Annotated in this window: 19 protein-coding genes; 12 read left to right on the forward strand and 7 right to left on the reverse strand. The window is 44.0% G+C overall.

Annotation, left to right across the window (positions count from 1 at the left end):
* The gene (locus BLS65_RS07900; RefSeq protein ID WP_092437701.1) at positions 1-2,148 is read right to left on the reverse strand and encodes a type IA DNA topoisomerase; all 2,148 of its coding nucleotides are present in this window, start codon (positions 2,146-2,148) and stop codon (positions 1-3) included.
* A 505-nt stretch (positions 2,149-2,653) separates the two neighbouring features.
* Entirely contained in the window at positions 2,654-3,943 is a 1,290-nt protein-coding gene (locus BLS65_RS07905) for a type IX secretion system plug protein (protein WP_092437703.1), read from the reverse strand.
* Positions 3,944-4,067: 124 nt separating this feature from the next.
* Between BLS65_RS07905 and BLS65_RS07910 the strand changes: the two genes are divergently transcribed.
* From BLS65_RS07910 to BLS65_RS07950, 9 genes are all read left to right on the forward strand, one after another.
* Positions 4,068-5,420: a Na(+)-translocating NADH-quinone reductase subunit A gene (locus tag BLS65_RS07910; protein WP_092437705.1), complete on the forward strand. Its 1,353-nt coding sequence runs from the start codon at positions 4,068-4,070 to the stop codon at positions 5,418-5,420.
* Between the two features lie 109 nt (positions 5,421-5,529).
* Positions 5,530-6,741, forward strand: coding sequence for an NADH:ubiquinone reductase (Na(+)-transporting) subunit B (locus BLS65_RS07915; protein WP_092437707.1), 1,212 nt, complete (start codon positions 5,530-5,532; stop codon positions 6,739-6,741).
* A 3-nt stretch (positions 6,742-6,744) separates the two neighbouring features.
* Positions 6,745-7,467 carry an NADH:ubiquinone reductase (Na(+)-transporting) subunit C gene (gene nqrC, locus BLS65_RS07920; protein WP_092437709.1) on the forward strand — a complete coding sequence of 241 codons (723 nt, stop codon included), beginning with the start codon at positions 6,745-6,747 and terminating at the stop codon, positions 7,465-7,467.
* Between the two features lie 2 nt (positions 7,468-7,469).
* The gene (locus BLS65_RS07925; RefSeq protein WP_092437711.1) at positions 7,470-8,123 is read left to right on the forward strand and encodes an NADH:ubiquinone reductase (Na(+)-transporting) subunit D; all 654 of its coding nucleotides are present in this window, start codon (positions 7,470-7,472) and stop codon (positions 8,121-8,123) included.
* 21 nt (positions 8,124-8,144) lie between these two features.
* Positions 8,145-8,762, forward strand: coding sequence for an NADH:ubiquinone reductase (Na(+)-transporting) subunit E (gene nqrE / locus BLS65_RS07930; RefSeq protein WP_092437713.1), 618 nt, complete (start codon positions 8,145-8,147; stop codon positions 8,760-8,762).
* Positions 8,763-8,780: 18 nt separating this feature from the next.
* Positions 8,781-10,040 carry an NADH:ubiquinone reductase (Na(+)-transporting) subunit F gene (gene nqrF, locus BLS65_RS07935; RefSeq protein ID WP_092437715.1) on the forward strand — a complete coding sequence of 420 codons (1,260 nt, stop codon included), beginning with the start codon at positions 8,781-8,783 and terminating at the stop codon, positions 10,038-10,040.
* A 157-nt stretch (positions 10,041-10,197) separates the two neighbouring features.
* On the forward strand, positions 10,198-11,199 hold the full coding sequence (locus tag BLS65_RS07940) for an FAD:protein FMN transferase (protein WP_092437717.1): 1,002 nt from the start codon (positions 10,198-10,200) through the stop codon (positions 11,197-11,199).
* Positions 11,200-11,282: 83 nt separating this feature from the next.
* Positions 11,283-11,834, forward strand: coding sequence for a hypothetical protein (locus BLS65_RS07945; protein ID WP_125869807.1), 552 nt, complete (start codon positions 11,283-11,285; stop codon positions 11,832-11,834).
* Positions 11,835-12,227: 393 nt separating this feature from the next.
* Positions 12,228-15,644 (forward strand): M6 family metalloprotease domain-containing protein, encoded by a 3,417-nt coding sequence (locus BLS65_RS07950; protein WP_092437721.1) that lies wholly within the window; start codon positions 12,228-12,230, stop codon positions 15,642-15,644.
* Between the two features lie 139 nt (positions 15,645-15,783).
* Here BLS65_RS07950 and BLS65_RS07955 read toward each other — a convergent pair whose 3' ends face one another.
* The 4 genes from BLS65_RS07955 to BLS65_RS07970 all read right to left on the reverse strand — a co-directional run bounded on the left by BLS65_RS07955 (position 15,784) and on the right by BLS65_RS07970 (position 18,678).
* Positions 15,784-16,422, reverse strand: coding sequence for a carbonic anhydrase (locus BLS65_RS07955; RefSeq protein WP_092437723.1), 639 nt, complete (start codon positions 16,420-16,422; stop codon positions 15,784-15,786).
* A gap of 90 nt (positions 16,423-16,512) precedes the next feature.
* Entirely contained in the window at positions 16,513-17,490 is a 978-nt protein-coding gene (locus BLS65_RS07960; protein WP_092437725.1) for an L-threonylcarbamoyladenylate synthase, read from the reverse strand.
* 120 nt (positions 17,491-17,610) lie between these two features.
* Complete coding sequence (locus BLS65_RS07965; protein WP_092437727.1) at positions 17,611-18,096, reverse strand: AIR carboxylase family protein; 486 nt, start codon at positions 18,094-18,096, stop codon at positions 17,611-17,613.
* Between the two features lie 30 nt (positions 18,097-18,126).
* On the reverse strand, positions 18,127-18,678 hold the full coding sequence (locus BLS65_RS07970) for a helix-turn-helix domain-containing protein (RefSeq protein ID WP_092437729.1): 552 nt from the start codon (positions 18,676-18,678) through the stop codon (positions 18,127-18,129).
* A 179-nt stretch (positions 18,679-18,857) separates the two neighbouring features.
* Between BLS65_RS07970 and BLS65_RS07975 the strand changes: the two genes are divergently transcribed.
* The 3 genes from BLS65_RS07975 to BLS65_RS07985 all read left to right on the forward strand — a co-directional run bounded on the left by BLS65_RS07975 (position 18,858) and on the right by BLS65_RS07985 (position 22,384).
* Positions 18,858-20,636 (forward strand): ABC transporter ATP-binding protein, encoded by a 1,779-nt coding sequence (locus tag BLS65_RS07975; protein WP_092437731.1) that lies wholly within the window; start codon positions 18,858-18,860, stop codon positions 20,634-20,636.
* Positions 20,637-20,717: 81 nt separating this feature from the next.
* Positions 20,718-21,449: a hypothetical protein gene (locus BLS65_RS07980; RefSeq protein WP_125869808.1), complete on the forward strand. Its 732-nt coding sequence runs from the start codon at positions 20,718-20,720 to the stop codon at positions 21,447-21,449.
* Between the two features lie 374 nt (positions 21,450-21,823).
* On the forward strand, positions 21,824-22,384 hold the full coding sequence (locus tag BLS65_RS07985; RefSeq protein WP_092437735.1) for an acetate uptake transporter: 561 nt from the start codon (positions 21,824-21,826) through the stop codon (positions 22,382-22,384).
* A 94-nt stretch (positions 22,385-22,478) separates the two neighbouring features.
* Here the strand turns inward: BLS65_RS07985 and BLS65_RS07990 are convergent, their stop codons facing one another.
* Positions 22,479-22,667 (reverse strand): hypothetical protein, encoded by a 189-nt coding sequence (locus tag BLS65_RS07990; protein ID WP_092437737.1) that lies wholly within the window; start codon positions 22,665-22,667, stop codon positions 22,479-22,481.
* Positions 22,668-22,681 lie beyond the last annotated feature (14 nt).

Below are 22,681 nucleotides of genomic sequence, written 5' to 3' on the forward strand. Positions count from 1 at the left end.
TTAACCTTCCACTGTCACATTAAACTCACCATCGAACATTAGCGCGGCATCAATAGCATTTCCATCAACGGTTAGTCCCGTAATCTTGGGCGATTTGCCCTTCGATATCAAAGTAAACATCTCCTGCTCGGTAAGCAACTTGCCATGCTGCTCAAACATCACCTTAAAGTTGCAACCACTCTTATATTCGCTGCATCCATAGGCAGTTTTGCCCTTAAGCATGGTGCCTTTCTTGCACTTTGGACAGGTAGCGGTAGTAATGTCAACTGGTTTTTCTGCAATCTTTTTTGCCGCAGGCTTTTTCTTATCCGCCGGTTTGGCCTTCTCCACTTTCTTCTCCGCCACCTTTTCGACCTGCTCAATCACGATTTTGTTCTTATGTTCCAACTTAACCTCCGCTACCAGCTGCGCAACCATCTCTTTCATCTCGTCGAGAAAGGTTTTCGGGTCGTATTCCCCTTTTTCTATCTGGCGCAGCTTCTTCTCCCACATCCCGGTGAGCTCGGCCGATTTCAGTAGCTCATTTTGAATGGTGTTAATTAGCTGGATTCCGGTTTGCGTGGGCACCAAGTTTTTCTTCTCGCGGGTTACGTATTTGCGCTTGAACAGGGTCTCAATAATATTGGCACGCGTTGATGGTCGTCCAATGCCATTCTCCTTCATCAACTCGCGCAGCTCCTCGTCTTCCATTTGCTTTCCCGCGGTTTCCATAGCCCTTAGCAGCGTAGCCTCGGTAAGCAGTTTAGGTGGCTGTGTCTGTTTCTCGAGTAGGTCGGGGGTGTGCTCTCCCTTTTCACCCTTCTCGAAGTGAGGCATAAGCTGCTCCTGATCCGATTCGTTCTCGCCATCTCTATCGGTTTCTTTCTTGGGGTATAAAACACGCCAGCCATCTTCCAGAATAACCTTACCGGTAGCCTTAAACTCATATTTGGTAACCATGCCAATTACGGTGGTGTTCGAGACAATACAATCGGGGTAGAAGGCTGCAATAAATCGGCGGGCGATTTGATCGTAAACCCGTTTCTCGGTTAGCATCAACCCCGAAGGCTTTATACCTGTTGGGATAATGGCATGGTGATCGGTAATCTTTGTATCGTCGAACACCTTCTTACTCTTCTTGATGGGTTTTTCGAGCAGTGGTGCGGTAAAGTTGGCGTAGGCCTCCATCTCTTTAAGGATTGGCGCAATCTTTGGATAGACATCGTTGGGCAAAAAGGTGGTATCGACCCTAGGGTAGGTTACCATTTTTTTCTCGTAGAGGCCTTGGATGTACTTCAGCGTTTCGTCGGCGGTAAAGCCAAACTTCTTATTGCACTCAACCTGCAGCGAGGTTAAATCGAACAGTTTTGGCGGTGCCTCGTTTCCCTTTTTTTGCTCAAACGAAACCACCTCGAAGAGATTGTTTTTTATCTCTTCAATGATCAGGAACGCATCTTCCACCGTATCGAATCGACCTTTGGTAGAGTTAAAGATAATGTTGCGATAGTTGGTCTTGATTTCCCAGTATTGTTTCGAGATGAAGTTCTGAATCTCCTCAAATCGACGCACAATCAAGGCCAGCGTAGGTGTTTGTACACGCCCAATGGAGAGCACGCCTTTTCCATCGGCATACTTTAAGGTATAAAGGCGGCTAGCATTCATGCCCAGCAGCCAGTCGCCAATGGCGCGAGCATTGCCGGCCGAGTATAGCCTATCGAAATCTTTTCCATCCTTAAGCTTTACAAACCCCTCCTTAATGGCCTCGTCGGTCATGGAGGAGATCCATAAACGCTTCATGGGTTTCTTATACTCCGCCATAGTAAGCACCCATCGCTGAATGAGCTCTCCCTCAATCCCAGCATCACCGCAGTTTATCACCTCATCGCAGGCAGCTACCAGCGTTTTAATGGTGTTGAACTGCTTTTTAACGCCGTCGTTATCGATGAGTTTAATGCCAAATCGAGGCGGAATCATTGGTAGGGAGTGCATTTGCCACTGCTTCCAGCTGGGAAGGTAGTCGTCGGGATTCTTTAGCGTGCAGAGGTGTCCGAATGTCCAGGTGATTTGATAACCGTTTCCTTCAAAATAGCCATCCATGCGAATATTGGCTTGCAATATCCGGGCAATTTCTTTTGCTACACTGGGCTTTTCGGCTATACAGACTTTCATCTTGCGGTTATCTATTTCAGTTCTCAAATTTAGAAAAAAAACGGGGGAGATTCAAGCACGATTATTCCATCACCTTTCCATTGTAATGGATGATTTCAGGATGCCACAAGCAAATTTGTTTGCCTGCCTCACATAGCATATTGTTTATTGATTGGTTTATCGACTGGTTTTTACTTCCACGAATCATTCCAATAGGAGAGAATTCCATGCTAAGTTTTGCTTTAAGAAACTTATAGTAATCTTACTATTATGACTTGATTCCATCCCCACAGGATGTCAAGTATTCAATATGATGAACTGTTCTGCACTGGATTGCCCTAGCCTGCGCAGCCGGGGTCCCTTCGCTCGCAAGGCTCAAGGTGTCGGCGAGTAGGCAAGGCTTGATCTTTTGTTTGTTTTCCATCTAAGGGAAAAAATAAGGAGAAATGCCGCGTAGCGGCGATCAACCTTTTGTGTCATCGAATCAAAATAGCTTTGCTGTTTATATTAGAACTTAGCCCTTCTCTTAATTTATCCTTGCATATCCCACCAATCGGTCGTAACGTGAACCTGGCTGTCGATAGTAAACATAAACGGAGTAACTGTTCTCGGTTTCGGAGTGTGACCCTTCCAGCGCCGAAAGATCTGCTGTGGTGGATTGGGGCGTTTTAACTGCATACATGTAGTTGTAAAAGCCTTGCTTTAAGGGGATGGCAAGTTCATATGCTTTTCTTTCGTAATTATAAACCATTTTGAAGTTGTCAGTATAGGCAAATCCTGTAAAGTTACCCACCAGATAAACATCTTGGTCCGGCCTCTCCTCTGTGTTTAAGGTGAAGTAAACTATGGGATATTCCAGCTCAATTCCGGCGTCATAGTTCCTTTCGCCTTGGATAGCAACTCTTCCGTTAAAATCGGGCTGCGAAACGTATTGGACTTTGGCTCTACTTTCGTCGGGCTTCAGTAATACATGGTAGTGATTGGCAGTAAGGGTAATTCTTTCGATATTTATGGAATTGTACATCAGGCTTCTGGTGTCAAACGTTCGCCATTCGTTAAGACCCTTGAATACCAATTTATCGATGCCAGAATAGTCCGCAGAACTCGCTCTGCTGAATTGTGGTAAGGGGTTTAGGTCGTTAGGGATTGTATTTTGCTCTACTACCAACTTTAAATCGGAAAATGGATCGGTAACCGGAAGGTTTTTGTAAAATATCTCACAGTCTAGTTGTTGGTGGGTCCTGATGATTGCCGGATCGGGGGCTGGTCTTGCTCGAAGGTTAATTCCAACGAGCTGTTCTACAACTCTAAATTGCCACTGTAATATTGCTTCGGTTGAGGAGGCTGATCCATAAACGCGAATAAGGTAGTTGCCGGAAATCCTTAGTGATACCTGCTCGTTGGGCAACTCTAGTTCGAAGTGTGCATAGGACTCCTTTGTATTGAAGGAGAAGCGGTAGTTATTTAATGGGTTTTGTTGAAAACCATCCATGTAGTCGGCGTAGTAAAGGCCCGATTCGTTCCAGTTGGCATCGCAGTGCACAACGGAATAGGTATAGTAGTCGGGTGTACCGCTAAGCTCGTCGAATGAGAAGAGGAGCGGATTTGCCCCACCCAATTCGAATACTGCATCCGCTTGCGGCCATCCCTTTGGGTAGAGCAAAACGGTCCTTATTTCAGGGTTAGCAATATAATTGTTGTTTTTTTTATCCTGAATAAAAACATTACTCGTAGGCTCGTTGTTAGTTGCGTAACAAACTTTGGAGATGGCTAATAGAGCAAAAAATGTTTTAAGTATGGCTGAGCCGTTTTTCATTGGAGTGATTGATATTTAAATCATTGAAGATATCTAACTAAGCTGATATTTTCGTTTTGTTATTTAGCATAACTTGTTGCAAAATACTTATTTTTGTCAATTCAAACTAATCAATGAATATAGGATGTCGAAGGTAATTAAAATACGGAAGGGGCTCAACATTAAACTAGCAGGGAAAGCAGAGAAAGTGCTGGAGACGTTAGATTTGTCGAGTACCTATGCAGTGAAGCCCACCGACTTTCCCGGTTTGGTGCCCAAGTTGCTTGTGAAGCCCGATGATAAGGTGAAGGCTGGAACACCGCTATTTTACGACAAGAATAGACCCGAAGTTATGTTTTCCTCCCCAGTTAGTGGTACCGTAAAATCGGTAAACCGCGGTGAGCGTAGGGCAATTCTTGAAGTGGTGGTGGAGAGTGATGGCTCTCAGGATTTTGAACAATTCGAAGTGGGCAATTTCGAGTCGCTTTCTCGCGAACAGATCAAGGCGTTGCTGCTAAAGAGTGGTACGTGGCCAAGTATTGTTCAACGACCCTATGCTATTATCGCTAATCCCTCAGATACCCCGAAGGCCATATTTATTTCCGGTTGGGATACTGCTCCACTTGCCTCCGATTACGATTTTGCCACAACAGGCGAGGAAACTGCCCTTCAAAAGGGTATTGATGTTTTACGCAAGCTTACTGATGGCCTTGTGCATCTTACTGTGGCTTCAGATAATGCTGCAAATAGCATCTTGAATAAGATTAACGGTGTAGAACTCCACCATATTTCGGGACCTCACCCTGCAGGAAATGTTGGGGTGCAAATCCATCATATCGCGCCAATCAATAAGGGCGAGATTGTTTGGACGCTCGATCCTTGGTCTGTAATCATTATAGGCCGTCTCTTTTTGAAGGGTACTTATGATGCACAAAAGGTGATCGCTCTTGCTGGGTCGGAGGTATTGAAGCCCCGATACTTCAGGATAATAAGTGGTGCCAGTATCGAAAAACTTATAGGTGGACGTGTTTCGGACAATGCAAATCGCTGCATTAGCGGTAATGTGCTTACCGGCGAAAAGATATCCTCGCGTGGATATTTAGGCTATTACCACAACATGGTGACGGTGATCCCTGAGGGCAAGCACTTTGAATTTCTGGGATGGGCTGCTCCAGGGTTTAATAAGTTTAGCGCCTCTAAAACCTTCCTTTCAAGCTTGCTTCCCAAAAAGAGTTACCGGATGGATACGAATCTAAACGGCGGCGAACGAGCTTTTGTATTGACAAATCAATACGATAAGGTAGTGCCAATGGATATTTACCCAGTTTACCTTTTAAAAGCTGTTCTTGCAGAGGATATTGAGGCCATGGAGAATCTAGGTTTATACGAAATTGCCGAAGAGGATTTTGCACTCTGCGAATATGTTTGCACTTCAAAAATTGAGGTTCAATCGATTGTGCGTAAGGGTATCGAATTAATGATTAAGGAGATGAACTAGTTGTTGCTGGTGTTGTATGACTGTGTCTCTTAATGATTTTAGTTGACCAGTGGATTTTACCCCAGCAGTTTTTGGTTGTTGAATATGAAAAAATAAAAATATAGAGCTCATGAAATCCCTTAGAAATTTTCTCGATCGGATAAAGCCAAATTTCGAAAAAGGGGGCAAGTTGCAAATGTTTCACTCTTCATTTGAGGCGTTTGAATCATTCCTCTTTGTATCGGATAAGGTTACAAGCCGTGGTACACATATTCGTGATTCCATTGATTTAAAGCGCACCATGACCGTGGTGATTATTGCCCTTATGCCGGCATTTTTGTTTGGTATGTGGAATGTTGGATATCAGCACACGGTTGCCTTTGGTTTAACTGATTGGACCTTTTGGCAGATTTTTGGTTTTGGTGCCTTGCGCGTTATGCCAATTGTTATTGTTTCGTATGTAGTTGGTTTGGGTATCGAATTTGCCTTTGCCCAAGTACGTCACCACGAGGTAAACGAAGGCTTTCTGGTAACTGGAATGCTCATTCCTCTAGTTATGCCGGTGGATGTCCCACTTTGGATGGTTGGCGTTGCAACAGCTTTTGCTGTTATTATTGGTAAAGAGGTTTTTGGCGGAACGGGTATGAATATCTTTAACCCAGCCCTCTTAGCGCGTGCATTCCTCTTCTTTGCTTATCCATCAAAAATGTCGGGTGAAATAGTTTGGATTGCCGGTCTTGGCGAAAAGGGAGCCCACATGGTAGATGGTTTCTCGGGCGCAACTCCAATGGCTATTGCCGCAACAGGCACAGGAGCAGTTGGACATACCATGAGTGTAGATCAGCTTATGGGGCATATGCCGAGTGCCTCCGATATGTTTCTGGGTTTTATACCCGGATCAATTGGTGAAACCTCTACTTTGGCAATTCTACTCGGGGCTATTATTCTTATAGCAACAGGTGTTGGCAGCTGGAAAATTATCGTTGCTACCGTTACTGGTGGACTAGGGATGGGTTTATTGCTCAACCTTGCTGGGGCCAATCCATACATGGAATTGCCAGCTTACTACCATTTAATTATGGGCGGTTTTGCATTCGGTGCGGTGTTTATGGCAACCGATCCTGTATCTGGGTCGCAAACCGAAACAGGAAAGTGGATATATGGCTTCTTGATAGGGGTAATGGCGGTGCTCATTCGGGTGCTTAATCCAGCTTATCCGGAAGGCATGATGCTTGCCATTCTATTAATGAACACGTTTGCGCCACTAATAGACTATTACATAGTTCAGTCGAATGTTAAACGGCGCTTACGCAGGGCCAAAGTCTTATCTAAAACACTTTAAGCCATGAATAAGGAAAGCAATCGTTACATTTTCATATACTCCTCGGTAATGGTGGTAGTAGTGGCCGCACTGCTTGCTGTTGCGGCTCTCGGACTAAAACCATTTCAAGACAAAAATGCCGAGATTGAGAAGAAATTGAACATTCTGATGGCCGTCGGTAAGTTAATTCCTGCTGATGTTGCCAGTAAAAATCAATGGGTAGAGGCACAGTATGAGAAGTATATAGTAAAATCATACGTCATTGACTCTCTTGGAAGTATAAAAGGCGGTGTTGATGCTTTTACCGTAGACATGAAGCAGGAGATTGCAAAAAAAGGTTCGGACCGTAACCTTCCCATCTTTGAGTTTCGCAACGATGATAGTTCTAGCCTCTTTATTATACCGGTTCGCGGACGCGGGTTATGGGGTCCAATCTGGGGCTACGTAGCTCTTGAGAAGGATTACAATACCATCTCGGGAAGCACCTTCGATCATCAGGGTGAAACGCCAGGATTGGGAGCCGAGATTAATACTGCTGCCTTCCAATCTCAATTTAAGGGCAAGAAACTGTTTGAAGGAGATCAATTTGTTTCCTTAAAAGTAATGAAGGGTGGCAATCCCGCCAGTGGAGTTCATGAGGTCGATGGGATTTCGGGCGGAACACTTACTAGCAAGGGGTTGGAAGCTATGATTGCGAACAGTCTTAGGCCTTACCAACTTTATTTTCAGAAAAATAAAAAGAACTAGCCATGAGTCAAAAAGAATCGCTTTTTTCAGCAAAAAACGTAAAACTGCTGACAGATCCACTTAACTCTGGAAACCCTGTTTCTGTTCTAGTGCTAGGTATTTGTTCGGCTCTTGCGGTTACCGTAAAAATGAAGCCAGCCTTAGTTATGGCTGTTTCAGTTATGGTTGTTACTGCATTTTCCAACCTCATTATTTCGTATATGAGGAACACCATACCCTCACGCATCCGTATTATTGTTCAACTGGTGGTTGTGGCGGCATTGGTAATCTTGGTCGATCAAGTTCTAAAGGCCTTTGTTTACGATGTAAGCAAGCAACTTTCTGTGTTTGTGGGCCTTATTATCACCAACTGTATAATTATGGGCCGACTCGAGGCCTTTGCCCTTGGAAATAAACCTTGGCCTTCGTTTCTCGATGGAATTGGGAATGGGGCCGGATATGGTCTTATTTTAATTGTAGTTTCATTTTTTCGGGAGTTGTTTGGTTCTGGTTCCATTTGGGGATACAACGTTATCCCTGCGTCCATACTTACAAAGAATGGTGGCTTCTATGAAAATAACGGTATGATGATCCTTCCTCCAATGGCACTTATACTGCTCGGAGTTATTATATGGGTTCATCGCTCCTTTAATCGAAGCCTAATTGAGAAAAAATAATTCCATCTAACCAATTGAGATATGGAACATTTGTTTAGCATATTCGTCAAGTCTATATTTATCGACAACATGATTTTCGCATACTTCTTAGGTATGTGCTCCTATCTTGCTGTGTCGAAAACTGTGAAAACGGCTACCGGGTTAGGGGTGGCGGTTGTCTTTGTACAAGTAATAACCGTTCCGGTTAATTACCTCTTAAATAAGTATCTGTTAACTGCAGGTGCCCTTAGTTGGCTGGGGCCGGGTTACGAAACCATTGACCTAAGTTTCCTTAGCTTTATCATGTTTATTGCTGTAATCGCATCCATGGTTCAACTCGTTGAAATGTTAGTCGAAAAGTTTTCGCCATCGCTCTATAATCAGTTGGGGATTTTTCTTCCACTTATTGCCGTTAACTGTGCGATTTTGGGGGGCTCACTTTTTATGCAAGAGCGCGATTATGGAACATTAGGAGAAGCAAGCGTTTTTGCTCTAGGATCTGGGTTGGGTTGGGCTTTGGCAATTATTAGCTTAGCTGCCATTCGGGAGAAACTAAAATACTCCAATGTGCCTGAACCACTTCGCGGACTTGGGATCACCTTTATTGTTACCGGGCTTATGGGTATTGCATTTATGAGCTTTATGGGTATTCAGTTGTAATTGAAAAATACAGACACAATGATGCTTTTAAAAATTGATGCCATTGTAGTTGAGTCCGGCGTGGTGATATTCCTGCTGGTTACCTTGGCTCTAGTTTCGATACTGCTCTACGCAAAGTCGAAGCTAACCACTACAGGTAATGTGAAACTTACCATCAACGATGAGAAGGAACTCGAGGTAGAGTCCGGATCATCGGTACTAAGCACACTTGGCAGTAATGGAATATTTCTTCCTTCGGCATGTGGGGGTGGAGGTACTTGTGGTATGTGTAAATGCCAAGTTGTTGAGGGGGGCGGGAGTATCCTTCCTACTGAAACCTCCTTCTTTACACGGAAGCAACAACAGAACCATTGGCGGTTAGGCTGCCAAGTGAAAATTCGTGAGGATATGAAGATTCATGTTCCCGAAGAAGTGCTTGGAATAAAAAAATGGGAGTGTGAGGTTGTTTCCAATCGCAATGTGGCTACCTTTATTAAGGAGTTTGTCGTGAAATTGCCCGAAGGCGAGCGACTCGATTTTCGTTCGGGTGGGTATGTTCAAATTGACGTACCAAAGTATGATCTTATCGAGTTCAATCAGTTCGACATAGAAGCAGAATACCGTGAAGATTGGGATAAGCTTAAGATGTGGGATTTAAAGACTAAAAATTCCGAGGAAACTTTCCGCGCTTACTCCATGGCCAATCATCCAGCCGAAGGTAATATTGTAATGCTCAATATTCGTATTGCTACTCCACCATGGGATCGGCCAAAAGGTGCTTTCTTGAATGTGAATCCCGGTATTTGCTCCAGCTTTATTTTCTCGCGAAAGCCGGGCGACAAGGTTACCCTTTCGGGCCCATATGGGGAGTTCTTCATTAAAGATACCAACAATGAGATGATGTTTATTGGCGGTGGTGCCGGTATGGCCCCAATGCGGTCGCATATATTCCACCTCTTCAATACATTGAGAACTGGAAGAAAGGCAACTTTTTGGTATGGTGCGCGTTCGAAACGTGAAATTTTCTACGAGGAGGAATTTCGCGCCATCGAAAAGGAATTTCCGAATTTTACATTTCATATTGCTCTATCGGAGCCAAAGAAGGAGGATAACTGGACTGGCCCTGTCGGATTCATCCATCAGGTGATTTATAAGGACTACCTCTCGCTACAAGAGTCTCCTGAGGATATTGAATATTACCTCTGTGGTCCTCCTATGATGAACGATGCCATTCAGAAAATGCTTTACGATTTGGGCGTTCCCGATGAAATGATTGCATATGACGATTTTGGAGGCTAACTCCAATCCACTTGGGCTGGGATTCTTCCCGGCCCAAGTTTTTTAGTAACTTATCGTAACTACCGCGTTCAAATACTTTACCTTTGCACGAAATCCACGGAGTGCAATTTCTACAATTGCCCGAATTGTTGGCAGTTGGCAACTAACACTGTTTACTATGAAGCGATTTATTATGCTTGCCGCTATTGGGCTAACTCTATTTTCCTGTCAACAACCAAAGCACTACATTTCTATAAATGGCTTTGCTCAGGGAACTACCTACTCTATTACCTATCAAGCCGATTCTAATTTTAATTATCAGCGCGAAATTGATTCTCTATTGGCTGATTTTGATACCTCCTGCTCCATTTATAACGCCAACTCTATTGTTTCGCGTATCAATAGTAACGATACAACCGTTCGTGCCGACAAACATTTTACTGCGGTTTTTAACCTTTCTCGTATGGTATGGGAGAAAAGCAATGGGGCCTTTGATATTACTATCGGTCCCTTGGCCGAAGCGTGGGGTTTTGGATTCAAAAACAAGGTTAAGCTCGATAGCGCCATGGTTGACAGCCTAAAGGCTTTGGTGGGAATGGAGAAGATTCGTTTGGAGAATGGCAGTCTTATTAAGGCCGACCCGAGAATGTTTATCAACCTTAACGCCGTAGCTCAGGGTTACTCATCCGATGTTGTTGCTGAGTTCCTCGAAAGCAAACAGATAATGAACTACATGGTAGAGATTGGAGGGGAGATTCGCACCAATGGTCTTAATTCAAAAGGAAAGGAGTGGGTTATTGGAGTCGATAAACCAGTAGATAATGCAATCCCTGGTGAAACTTTCCAATTCCTTTTGGCCCTATCTGGGAAATCGGTGGCTACTTCTGGAAACTACCGCAAGTTCTACGAAGAGAATGGTGTTAAATATGCGCATACAATTGACCCTAAGAGTGGATTTCCTGTAAGACACACTTTGCTCTGCGCTACCGTTATTGCCGACGATTGTGGTACTGCCGATGCTTTTGCCACTGCATTTATGGTTGTAGGTATCGATAAAGCAAGAGATATGATATCCACGTTGAAGGGTGTCGATGCAATTTTTGTTTACACCGATGCTCAAGGTGTTTATAAAACACTAGCAACCGAAGGAGCAAAAAAATTTATTATTGAGGAGGATTAGGCTTCTTAGTCGTTATCTCTTATTTAATGCTTGTTGCAGGGCTATCTGCAACCCATTTTAATCATCACACCTAAGTATTTAGAATGAAAAATTCTTTGATTGTGCTAGCACTTCTGCTACTCGTCGGCTGTAATCAGCAACGATCAGTAGTTGGATTGCCTAGACATAAGGCGGTAGAGCGCATTAAAATTGGGATGCCATTGCAGAAGGCTGTTGAGAAGGCAAGTGGTAAGGGGATTGTTGTTGAAAAGGCAATAATTCCTGCCTATGAAGGTGAACCTGCTCAAGTTGAGTATCGTGCTTTTGAGGGGAAGAAACTGCTTTATACCTTTAATGCCGGACCAAATGGAGCGTCCCTCAATACGGTCTTTCGAATTGTAATATACGATCCAAAATACACAACTCCAGAGGGAATAAGTGTAGGTAATACCGTGAAAGATTTGCGCAAATCCAGCAAACTTAAGGCTGCCGATTTCAACCAAGATGATGGTCTCTACATAACTGCAAGTTCATTCGATGGTGGTTTTCTTTTGAATCTTGATACAAGCAAAGACTATAGTGGCTTTGACTATGTGAAGCCAACAGTGGCTTCGCTTCCCAATGAATTAACTGTTAAGGCTATTGTGCTGTTTTAGGATTTGGTGATATAGACAATTTAAGAGGCGGCATTTTTGCCGCCTCTTTTGCTATATAAACAAGGTGATGTAGTCTCTTCTTCTGGATATAGACTGTCTCGCGTATTGTCTGATTTTATTAACTTCTTCCATGATTTGAATTTTTGAAACCGGTAATTATTTCAAAAAAACACCGTTCGTCAAAAAAATAATTGCAGAATGTCTTGGTGTTTTCAAAAATTGTCATAAATTGTATCACGATTTTCTTGAAAAATGCGACGAATACTCAATGAAATCGGCCGTTTCTTAAAAAAATGATTATCTCCACTCTGAAACCCTAAAGAATATCACTATAACTATTTCTTTTTTTTTAATACCCAAAAACCCTAATTTCTAACCTAACAACTTAAGACAATGAGAAAAATTCTATTGCTTAGCCTTTGCTTCTTATTAGCAGGCATGATGTTTAACCAAGCATGGGCAGTTCCTGCTTATCCAAAGCCTGTGAAATTCACTCAAGCCGACGGCACAACTGTAACCTTGATTATGCGTGGTGATGAGAACAGTAAGTGGGCTCAAACTACTGATGGTTATACTCTTTTGTATAACGCCAAGGGTGAATTTGAGTATGCCGTTATCGATAGCAAAGGCGACGCTATTCCTTCAGGCGTCAAGGCAAGTGATGTTGCTCGCCGCAAGAGCAATGAGGTAGCCCTTTTACAGAACACTCAAAAGGGTATCGGTTTCAGCGAAAGTCAAGTCGGTCTTATTAAGCAAATTAAGCAGATACGTGCTAAGCAAAATGCACAGCAGCGTGCTTTCCCAACAACGGGCGCTCGCAAGTTGATCTGTATCTTGATGGGCTTTAAGGACAAGGCCTTTACCAAAACCCAATCCGACATCAACAACCTTTTCAACCAAGTTGGTTACTCGGCTGGTGGTGCTACTGGTTCTGTAAAAGATTATTACAACGAAAACTCCTGGAATCAGTTTAACCTTACAGTTACCGTTGCAGGTCCTTATACTGCTGCAAATAATTTAAGCTACTACGGGTCCAATGATGCAAGTGGTAATGATATGTATCCTCGCGAACTTGTAACTGAAGGCGTTAATGCAGCTGATGCATCTGTAAATTTCGCCGATTTTGACAACGACGGCGATGGTGCAGTTGATGGTGTTTACGTTTTATTTGCCGGTTATGGCGAAGAGGCTGGTGCCGCTGCAAACTGTATTTGGTCGCACGCATGGAATATTCCAACAGTTACTAAGGATGGAAAAACCATTAGCAAGTATTCTTGTTCACCAGAGTTAATGGGATCAAGCGGAACTACCCTTACTGGCATTGGCGTTATTTGCCATGAGTTTGGTCACGTTTTAGGCGCACCTGATTACTATGATACAAACTATGCTACTGGAGGTCAATTTGACGGTACTGGTGATTGGGATATGATGGCTGCAGGTTCATGGAACAACAACGGTCTTACTCCTGCTCACCACAACGCTTACAGCAAGGTGAAGGTATACGGCTGGGCTACGGCTACCGTTCTTTCTGCTGCAACTAACGTTACCGTTAATCCTGTTATTGGTAACCAAAGTTTCTACCAGATTAACTCGGCTACCTCGGGCGAATACTGGCTTATTGAAAATCGCCAACAAGCCGGATTCGACGCCTATCTTCCTGGTCATGGTCTGATGATATATCACGTTAATAGTGGTGTTGCTTCTGCTTCTACGAGCAATAACATCAACGCAACCTACCCACAGAAAATGTATCCAGTATGTGCAAGTGCTACTAGCAATCCTGGTTCTACTGCTGCTACTTACGGAACTATTAATGGTGGTGGATGTCCTTTCCCTGGAACAGGTGCAAAGACCTCGTTTACCGATGCTACTACTCCTAACATGAAGTCGTGGGCAGCTGCAAATACAGCTAAACCTATTACTGCTATTGCTGAAAACACCACAACAAAGGTTATCACCTTTGCCTTTATGGGTGGCGCTACAACCGCAACTGCTCCTACAGCAACAACAAATGCTGCTACCAGTATTTCTACCACTAGCGCAACGCTTAACGGAAACGTAACGGCAAACAATGCAACTACTACCGTTACCTTTGAGTATGGCACAACAACCAGCTACGGTTCAACTGAAAATGCTTCTCCTGCTTCAGTAACCGGTGCTTCGGCAACGGCTGTTTCTGCTGCACTTGCAAGCCTTGCTAATAATACTACCTATTACTACAGAGTGAAGGCGGTAAACTCGGTTGGAACTACCTATGGTGCTCAGCAAAGCTTTACTACTTCGGCTAATCCTTCTTCGTTGACTCTTCCTGTTACTGAAAATTTTGGAACATCAACTCTTCCTTCCGGATGGGCTACCCAAAATGTAGGAACTGGTATAACCGAGCGTTGGTCAATGTCTAATACCGCTAATGCGGGTGGTTCTGCTTACGAGTTAAAGTGCACTTATGTGAACTTGAGCCCTGCTACAACTAGAGTTATTACTCCCGCTATTAACACTGTAGGCGTTTCTCAGTTGACTTTGAGCTTTAAGCATATGTTTGACGACTATGGCGCTGGTGCAACTCTTCGTATTCAAACTTCTACCGATAAGGTAAACTGGACTAATGCAACTTGGTCGTTGGCTTCGGTTTCCAATGCTAATGTTGGTCCTATTACTGTAAATACCACCATCACCAGCAGCCTTAACTCTGCAACTACCTACATTGCTTTTGTTGTGGATGGTAACCTCTACCAAATTGATGCTTGGTATATTGATAATGTTTCGATCAGTGCTGCTACTGCGTCAACTGTTCCTACCGTTACTACTTCGTCTGTTTCTGCTGTAACTGCAACTGCTGCAACTTGTGGTGGTAACGTAACTGCTGATGGCGGTGCTACTGTAAGTGCTAGAGGAATTTGCTATGGGACTTCTGCCAATCCAACAACCGCTAGTTCTACTGTTGCAAGTGGCAGTGGTACAGGCTCGTTTACTGCGAATGTTTCGGGTCTTGCGGCTAATACAACTTACTATGTAAGGGCTTATGCAACTAACTCGAATGGAACATCTTATGGTGCTCAGCAAAGTTTTACAACAGTTAATCAAACTATTACCTATTGCACATCAAAGGGTAATAGTGTTACAGACGAATGGATTGATCTAGTTCAATTTGCTGGAATCAACAGAACATCAGGTGCAGAGGCTGGTTACAAAGACAATACCGCATTGGTGGGTAGTGTAGCTCGCGGTTCTTCGGTTTCTATTTACCTAAGCGCTGGTTTCAAGAGCACTGCTTACACTGAGTTTTTTGCTGTTTGGATTGACTTTAACCAAAATGGTACTTTCGATGCTGCTGAGTTGGTTGCTTCTGGTTCTTCAAAACTGGCCACAACCCTTACCTACAGCGTTGCTATTCCAACAACTGCTCTTCTTGGAAATACCCGCATGCGCGTGAGCATGAAGTACAATGCTGCACCAACCGCTTGTGAGGCATTCTCCTATGGTGAGGTGGAAGACTATACCGTTAGTGTAACTGCTGCTGCAGGTGCTCCTGGTATCGATAATCCTTTTGCTTCTCAACTTGGGAATGAAGATCCTTCGAGTTTCACTGTATTCCCTAACCCAGCATCAAACCAAGTTACCATTCAGTTAAATGGTATCGAGGGTAATGTAATGATGCGCATTTACGATATGCGTGGTGCAATGGTTAAGGTTCTACCTATTAACGGACGCGATACCGATGTTGATGTAAGTGACCTTGCAAAGGGCGTTTACATTATTTCGGTTGACGAGGAGAAGGAAGCTATCAAGAAGCAGTTTATTAAACTGTAATCACTCCTAAATGATAGAGCCCGTGCAACAATGCACGGGCTTTTTTTGTATTGTGGCTATTCTTCGCCGAATTGTTGGTCTTTTGTAGGAGTGAGGCGGTCAATCCTGATTACTATGCGCAACTTGCCGTTTGAGTGTTTTATTCGAGCCTGTATACTCTTTGAACATCGGCGAGTATTGTCTTAAAATCAATATCCATATCTACTAACTCACCGTTTTGCATGTTGTATATCCATCCATGTACCGTAGGGTATCCCTTCTGAATGTAACTCTTTTGAACGTAAGAAGTTTTTATGATATTCTTGCACTGTTCTACTACATTCAACTCTACAAGCCTGTTTATTTTTACATCGATGTTGGGCAGTTTTTCCAATTCGCAATAATGCATACGGTACACATCTCTTATGTTTCTTAGCCAATTGTCGAGCAGACCAAAAGATTCCTGTTTGAGAGCCGCTTGAACACCGCCACATCCGTAATGGCCACACACAACAATATGCTTTACGTTCAATTGCTCAACCGCATACTGAATGATCGATTGCACGTTTAAGTCGTTGTTTGAAACTATGTTTGCGATATTTCTGTGCACAAATAGATCTCCAATCTCTAGCCCTGTAATTTTGTTTGCGGGAACCCTGCTATCAGAACATCCTATGTATAGGAAATCGGGTGATTGCGATTCGCTGAAATCGGAAAAGTAATTCTCGTTCTCCTTGTTCTTTCTCGAAACCCACTCTTTGTTGAGTTTGAAAATGTTATTGTACTTTGCCGATTTCATGGGTATATATTTTAAGGTGCTACATATAACTCTTCATTCGATAGTTTTAAAAAGAAGGATGGCGTGTCTTTTGCTCGATAATCCTATTGTTTATGGCTCTTTATCGGGCGATGATTCGTTTTTCGTAAATCGGTAAGCTGCTTTTTTTAGGCGATCCATTATGGCCACCCCAATTCCCTGCAGGGGGATTGGCTCGGCAACAATAAAGGTGACATCGGACTCCTCGAGGCTGTGCAGCGTTCGGAAGAGATTTGTCGCTGCTTCACTCAAATTCCCAGTATGCGATAGATACTCCACCCGCTTGTAGCCTTCGCCACCCATCCCAGTGAAAGAGATGTACCCGGCATTGGTCGTGTCGGCCATTGGCTGATAATCGCCTTCAATGTAAAGTGGTTTGTTTGGACTGTAGTGCGAGTTTAGCAATCCGGGCGAGGCAAAGAAGGGGTCGTTTTTCACAGGGCTAGTGGAGTAGGGCAGAACCGTTTCGATCTCTTGCCGGGTAATTACTCCGGGACGAAGAATTTTAAAGCCATCATCTTCAATGGCAATAACGGTAGATTCTATTCCAACGCTGGTTGCCCCACCATCTAATATGCAAGGGAGTAAGGGGAATTGCTTTCTTACATGCTGTGCTTTTGTTGGGCTCAGTTTTCCAAATTTGTTTGCGCTAGGGGCGGCAATCGGACATTGCGCTGCGGCAATAAGTTTTAGCGCTATTTCATTGTTTGGCATTCGAATGGCAACAGTTGGCAGTCCGGACGATACAATGTCGGGAACTAAATTGCTGCGAGGTAGAACTATGGTTAGTGGACCGGGCCAAAACTTGGCAGCAAGGGCTAAAACTCGCTCATCCATCTTCTCGCAAAGCAGCGCTAAGTCTTCAATTTTGCAAATGTGTACGATTAGCGGGTCGAATGAAGGCCGTTCTTTTTCTATGAAAATCTTAGCTACCGCCTCAGGATTAAGTGCGTTTGCTCCCAATCCGTAAACCGTTTCGGTGGGGAAGGCAACCAGTTCGCCTTCCCGTATTAACCGTGCCGCCTCATCAATTTGTGCTTGTGATACCATTAATCTGATCTGTAATGTTTGTTAGTGGCTATGCAATATATTTGAGAGAGTAGATTTTATAAACCAATGGGCAAGGTTGTAACGGATACTACTGTCCTCCGTTTTTTACAACCGCCACAGCTATGCCAACCTGTTTTTTTGCAGTTCGTCGTCGGCTTTTTCTAGTTCTGTCCTTTTTTTGTTTTGGTAGGCAACAATCATAGCGCGAACATCCTCGTTGCTTAGTGCAATAATTTTTGCCGCGGCCAAGGCTGCATTCTCAGGACTTAGTACCGTTAATGGTGCAACTCCCGATGGCATACGAACGCTTGAGAAAAGGTCGGTGCCTCCAAACTTATCGCTGTAAGGAGGGCAGGCAATAACTGGACAATGCGTTTGGGCATCGGTAAAGCCGCTTAGGGCATTGCTCATTCCTGCTATGGTAATGAATACCACATTCTCTTTCTCATACTCCTTTATTAGGTTGTAGCACTTCAGCGGAACCTTATGGGCCGAGGCGATTCTCAGTACCGCTTCAATTTCAAAACTATTGAGCACCGTGGCTATCTGGTTTGCCCAATCTAGATCGGCTTTCGATCCCATGATTATTACAACTTTCTTGTTCATTTTGCTTCTATTTTAGGTTGGTATAGTGTTTTAAAGAGTAGGATGACTCGAAATCCATAGCAGATTGGCTTCGCTGTCGCCTATGTTATATATCGTGTGCTTATACCCCGAGTTGACGTAAAAGCTATCGCCCTGGCCGAGTAGATACTCCTGAAAATTCATCTCGATTTTGAGGTTCCCTTTCAGAATATGGTAAAAACTCTGCCCTACCGTAGCATTTAACAGGTTCTCGGAGCTGGTTTTGGGTGCAAAAACAATTAGGTGCGGTTCCATTACCTTTTGCTGATCGTGGTGCGACAACAAGTAAAGCGTGGCACCGCTCTCGTTGGCTTGGACCAACTTCTTCTCCGAAAATGTCACCACCGGCTTCTTCATGTAGGTCTCGTTTTCCCCAATCAAGTTGCCTACGGTTGTTTGCAAGGCATCGGCTATCTTCTTCAGTGTAACTATTGATGGGAACGCCTTTGCCCTCTCTATCTGCGATATTAGGCTTGGTGTAACGCCTATGGTGCTGGCCAGATCATTTATTTGAATGTTCAGGTTTTCCCGCCTATTCCTTATCCGTTCACCCATTCTTAGCATATGCCAACCGATTTTAATTTCCTGGCATGAAAATTATACTTCACAAAGTAAATCACATTTACTTTAACGGCAAAATGAAACATGTAAATTATTTAATCGTTTTACTTTATGTTTTGTTCGTTTTTCTGAACATCGCTCGTTGTTTCCTGTTGCTTCGGAATAGCTAAAATTCCTTTGCCATGACTTATGAAGTGCCCAAAAAGAAAATATCCCTGCCCGGTTTACGAAATCTGTTTAAACTTTACCGCTACCTGAAACCCTACCGGGTAGAGTATGGTATTGGGCTGCTTTTTCTTCTGGGTTCCAGCTTAGCCAGTTTGGCTTTTCCTAAGCTGCTTGGCGAGTTGGTGGACTTTGGCCACAAGGGCGATTTGGCGCACGAAATTAACCGTATTGCCCTTCTGCTTATTGCGGTGTTGGTTGCTCAGTCGCTATTTTCCTACTTTAGGGTGGTGCTCTTTACTCAAGTGGCCGAGAAAACTTTGGCCGATCTTCGGCAAAGCACCTTCAACCATCTCATTCGGCTTCCTATGAAATTTTTTCAGCACCGCAGGGTGGGGGAGTTAAATAGCCGGATTTCTTCGGACATTACGCTGCTGCAAGATGCCCTCACTACAACTCTTGCTGAGTTTATTCGGCAGTTAATTATCATTATCGGTGGTATTACGCTGCTGATGTTCACCAGCTATAAACTGACGTTTTTTATGCTGGCCATTTTGCCACTTATCATGGTGCTGGTGGTGGTGTTTGGTCGGTATATCCGTAAGTTAAGTAAGCAGGCCCAGAGCCAGGTCGCCGAGAGCAATACTGTGGTAGAGGAGACGCTGCAGGGTATTCAGAGCGTGAAGGTTTTTACCAACGAGTTTTTTGAGATGCTGCGCTACCAGCTCATCACCAAGGAGATTGCCATCACAGGTATTAAGAATGGAAAGTTGCGCGGTGCCTTCTCCTCGTTTGTGATTCTCGGGTTGTTTGGGGCTATGGTGGCCGTAATATGGCAAGGGGCGCTTATGCTGGGTACGGGCGAACTGGCTACTGGCGAACTCTTCTCGTTTGTGATTTACTCGGGCTTTATTGGTGGAACCATTGGCGGTATGGCCGATGTGTTTTCGCGCGTGCAAAAATTTATTGGTGCTACGGAAGATCTACTCGAAATATTCAATGAGGAGATAGAGCCTGTTGAGGAGGTGGTAACACCTGCCTGCGACCATTTGCTGCATGGTGGAATTCAGCTGCAAAACCTTTCGTTTACCTACCCTTCGCGCACCGACATGGAGGTTCTGAAAGACATTTCGGTAACTATTCCTCCCAACAAACTCGTGGCATTAGTCGGTCCAAGCGGTGCTGGTAAAAGTACGCTTGTTTCACTGCTGCTCCGGCTGTACGAGCCTTCTTCTGGTATGATTCTATTCGATGGGAAAGATGGCCGCGCTTTTCCCATTTCGGTGCTGAGGAGCCAAATGGCCATTGTGCCGCAGGATATCTTTCTCTTTGGTGGTACCATCCGAGATAATATTGCCTATGGAAAACCTAACGCTACCGAAGCTATGGTGGAGCAGGCAGCTCGGCAGGCAAATGCGTGGGAGTTTATTAGCCAGTTTCCCGAGGGGCTTGAAACGCTGGTGGGCGAGCGTGGCACGCAACTTTCGGGTGGTCAGCGGCAGCGCATTGCTATTGCCCGTGCTGTGCTTAAAAATCCAAGAATTCTTATCCTCGACGAGGCCACCTCTTCGCTCGACTCCGAATCGGAGCGGCTGGTGCAGGATGCGCTTGAGAAGTTGATGCACGGCCGCACCTCCATTGTTATTGCCCATCGTCTCTCTACCATTCGCCAAGCCGATATGATTTTGGTTCTCAACCAAGGGAGCATTGTGGAGCAGGGCACTCATGAGGAGTTGCTGCAACTTGAGAATGGGCTCTACCGAAATTTGAGCGAGCTGCAGGGGGCGGGGATGTAAAATTGGTATAGTGTATCTCTGTTTCTCATCGGATACTTTTTGCCTTTTTCAGGAATGGTATCACCATAAAAAAGTTTAGATTTGTATTGCGTTGCGATAGCGCAAAGTGATGGTTTTGAAAAACAACTCACCTACTCCTATGAGATGATTTCGATATTTAAAAGAGGCCTAGTCGTAATTGTTGCATGCGTTCCATTGCTACTAAATGCGCAGGTTAAGGATACCATTTCAACTTCTGCAAAGATCGATTCCATATACAATTTTCAGAAGAAGATGTATGCCGAGAGTAAAAACTCACCACTAGCTGAAAAAAAGGTGGGGTTAGAGTTTAATTTTTTTCGTTTACTCATGATCGATAGTTATCCTACCGTAAGCGGTGGCGTTTCGCTATTCAATATAAACCGGCAAGCCGAAGTATCCATACCGTTTTACATTCAAGGTCAAAAGGAGTCTGGCGATTTAATCGATATTACTGTAGATTGCCACTTCAGGTATTTTCTAGGCAATACCCAAAATGGATTTTATTTGAGTGCATTTGCACGCTATGCTTACTTAAAAGGGACCTTGGGTGAGGATTACCTATTCGGCAGTTCAGTTACCAATACCAAAAGTGACGAAAGCAAACTAGGCGTGGGTGTAGGTATAGGGTATCGGATTTTTTCCTACCGAGGTTTATACTGGGGCACAAGTATTAGTTTTGGCCGGTACATTGTAGGCGAAAGCAACAAGTTTGCCAGTGGAATTCTGAGTATGGATGACGATAACGAATATATTTTAGATTTTGAGTTGCTCAAATTTGGCTGGGCATTTTAGGCCATTCCTTGAATAATTAATTTTGTTGTCCGAAGGGCCATTTACCATTGTCTAACCCTGGGAGTAGTGCTTGTTGCCACTGTTCTAAGGACGAGTAGAATGCTATAGACAAACCCTATACAGAAATAGAAAACATGAATAGTACATCCATCTAAGAGCGCCTTTTTCTGTGTAATATGGTTTGTGCGGTTGTACTCATTCAAGGTTCTATCCCTGTTTTAATGCTTATAATTATTCTGTGGCGCCAAGGATACAATCAACATTAATTGTGCTGAAATATTATTGCTAAGTTATTTCTTGTGCTCTAATGCACCATGCAATAATTTGTTGCGCAAATATCTATCTTTGGCCAAATTTAAAACAACTCGACTCAAATGGAAAAAAAGAATGCTAACCCCGCCGTTGTAGGCCTCGCTGGCTTCGGATTAACTACACTTCTTCTTCAGTTCCACAACATTGGCATAATGGGCCTTGGTCCTGTGGTTGCCATGGGATTCATCTTTGGTGGATTGGCTCAAATGATTGCTGGTTTTCAGGAGCAGAAAATGGGTAATAACTTTGGATATAGCGCCTTTGTTGGCTATGGCTCGTTCTGGATTGGACTTGGCATTATTTGGGTGCTCAACTTCTTTGATGTATACAAGTCGAGCAGCTCCGATGTTGGATACTACCTCCTTGCTTGGATGCTCTACACTATTATCATGTTTGTGGCCTCGCTACGAGTGCACAAGGCTATGGCAATAACCTTTGGACTATTAGTTGTGGGTTTCCTACTCCTGATTATTGGTCATTTTGGCGACCCTATCTTCAACGTGGTTGCAGGTTATGAACTAATCTTCTGTGCCCTTGCTGCTTGGTACATGATGGGTGCCATCATTATCAACGATTTGGCCGGAAAGACCGTGCTTCCTTTTGGAGCTCCCTTTGTGAAGTAATACTACCGATTACGCAGACATTTTGTCCTTGCAGTAGGTATTTAACAAAACGCCCACCGGCTTACCGATGGGCGTTTTTGTTTTTAGTCGTTGGCTATTTTTCGGTCGAACAACTGCCTCCCCCACAACCACACGATGTGCCCTTGCCGTCAAGCGTTGGACTACTGCTGCAGGAGCCTCCCGAAAATTTTGCGTTTTTCTTGAACAGAAGCCGTATCGACATGGCTGCCATGAATATGGCCATCACCACAATTGCTATGACAATGAGTTTTATCGCTACCATTTGAAATCTTTTTT

This window comes from Williamwhitmania taraxaci, from assembly GCF_900096565.1.
Classification (GTDB): Bacteria; Bacteroidota; Bacteroidia; order Bacteroidales; family Williamwhitmaniaceae; genus Williamwhitmania; species Williamwhitmania taraxaci.

Bases quoted from the DNA above. Each gene is read 5' to 3' on its own strand.
- BLS65_RS07950 (WP_092437721.1), top strand. From the start codon at position 12,228: ATGAGAAAAATTCTATTGCTTAGCCTTTGCTTCTTATTAGCAGGCATG.
- BLS65_RS07910 (WP_092437705.1), top strand. From the start codon at position 4,068: ATGTCGAAGGTAATTAAAATACGGAAGGGGCTCAACATTAAACTAGCA.
- BLS65_RS07990 (WP_092437737.1), bottom strand. From the start codon at position 22,667: ATGGTAGCGATAAAACTCATTGTCATAGCAATTGTGGTGATGGCCATA.
- BLS65_RS07965 (WP_092437727.1), bottom strand. From the start codon at position 18,096: ATGAACAAGAAAGTTGTAATAATCATGGGATCGAAAGCCGATCTAGAT.
- BLS65_RS07945 (WP_125869807.1), top strand. From the start codon at position 11,283: ATGAAAAATTCTTTGATTGTGCTAGCACTTCTGCTACTCGTCGGCTGT.
- nqrC (WP_092437709.1), top strand. From the start codon at position 6,745: ATGAATAAGGAAAGCAATCGTTACATTTTCATATACTCCTCGGTAATG.
- BLS65_RS07970 (WP_092437729.1), bottom strand. From the start codon at position 18,678: ATGCTAAGAATGGGTGAACGGATAAGGAATAGGCGGGAAAACCTGAAC.
- BLS65_RS07985 (WP_092437735.1), top strand. From the start codon at position 21,824: ATGGAAAAAAAGAATGCTAACCCCGCCGTTGTAGGCCTCGCTGGCTTC.
- BLS65_RS07925 (WP_092437711.1), top strand. From the start codon at position 7,470: ATGAGTCAAAAAGAATCGCTTTTTTCAGCAAAAAACGTAAAACTGCTG.
- BLS65_RS07975 (WP_092437731.1), top strand. From the start codon at position 18,858: ATGACTTATGAAGTGCCCAAAAAGAAAATATCCCTGCCCGGTTTACGA.
- BLS65_RS07960 (WP_092437725.1), bottom strand. From the start codon at position 17,490: ATGGTATCACAAGCACAAATTGATGAGGCGGCACGGTTAATACGGGAA.
- BLS65_RS07905 (WP_092437703.1), bottom strand. From the start codon at position 3,943: ATGAAAAACGGCTCAGCCATACTTAAAACATTTTTTGCTCTATTAGCC.
- BLS65_RS07915 (WP_092437707.1), top strand. From the start codon at position 5,530: ATGAAATCCCTTAGAAATTTTCTCGATCGGATAAAGCCAAATTTCGAA.
- BLS65_RS07940 (WP_092437717.1), top strand. From the start codon at position 10,198: ATGAAGCGATTTATTATGCTTGCCGCTATTGGGCTAACTCTATTTTCC.
- nqrF (WP_092437715.1), top strand. From the start codon at position 8,781: ATGATGCTTTTAAAAATTGATGCCATTGTAGTTGAGTCCGGCGTGGTG.
- nqrE (WP_092437713.1), top strand. From the start codon at position 8,145: ATGGAACATTTGTTTAGCATATTCGTCAAGTCTATATTTATCGACAAC.
- BLS65_RS07955 (WP_092437723.1), bottom strand. From the start codon at position 16,422: ATGAAATCGGCAAAGTACAATAACATTTTCAAACTCAACAAAGAGTGG.
- BLS65_RS07900 (WP_092437701.1), bottom strand. From the start codon at position 2,148: ATGAAAGTCTGTATAGCCGAAAAGCCCAGTGTAGCAAAAGAAATTGCC.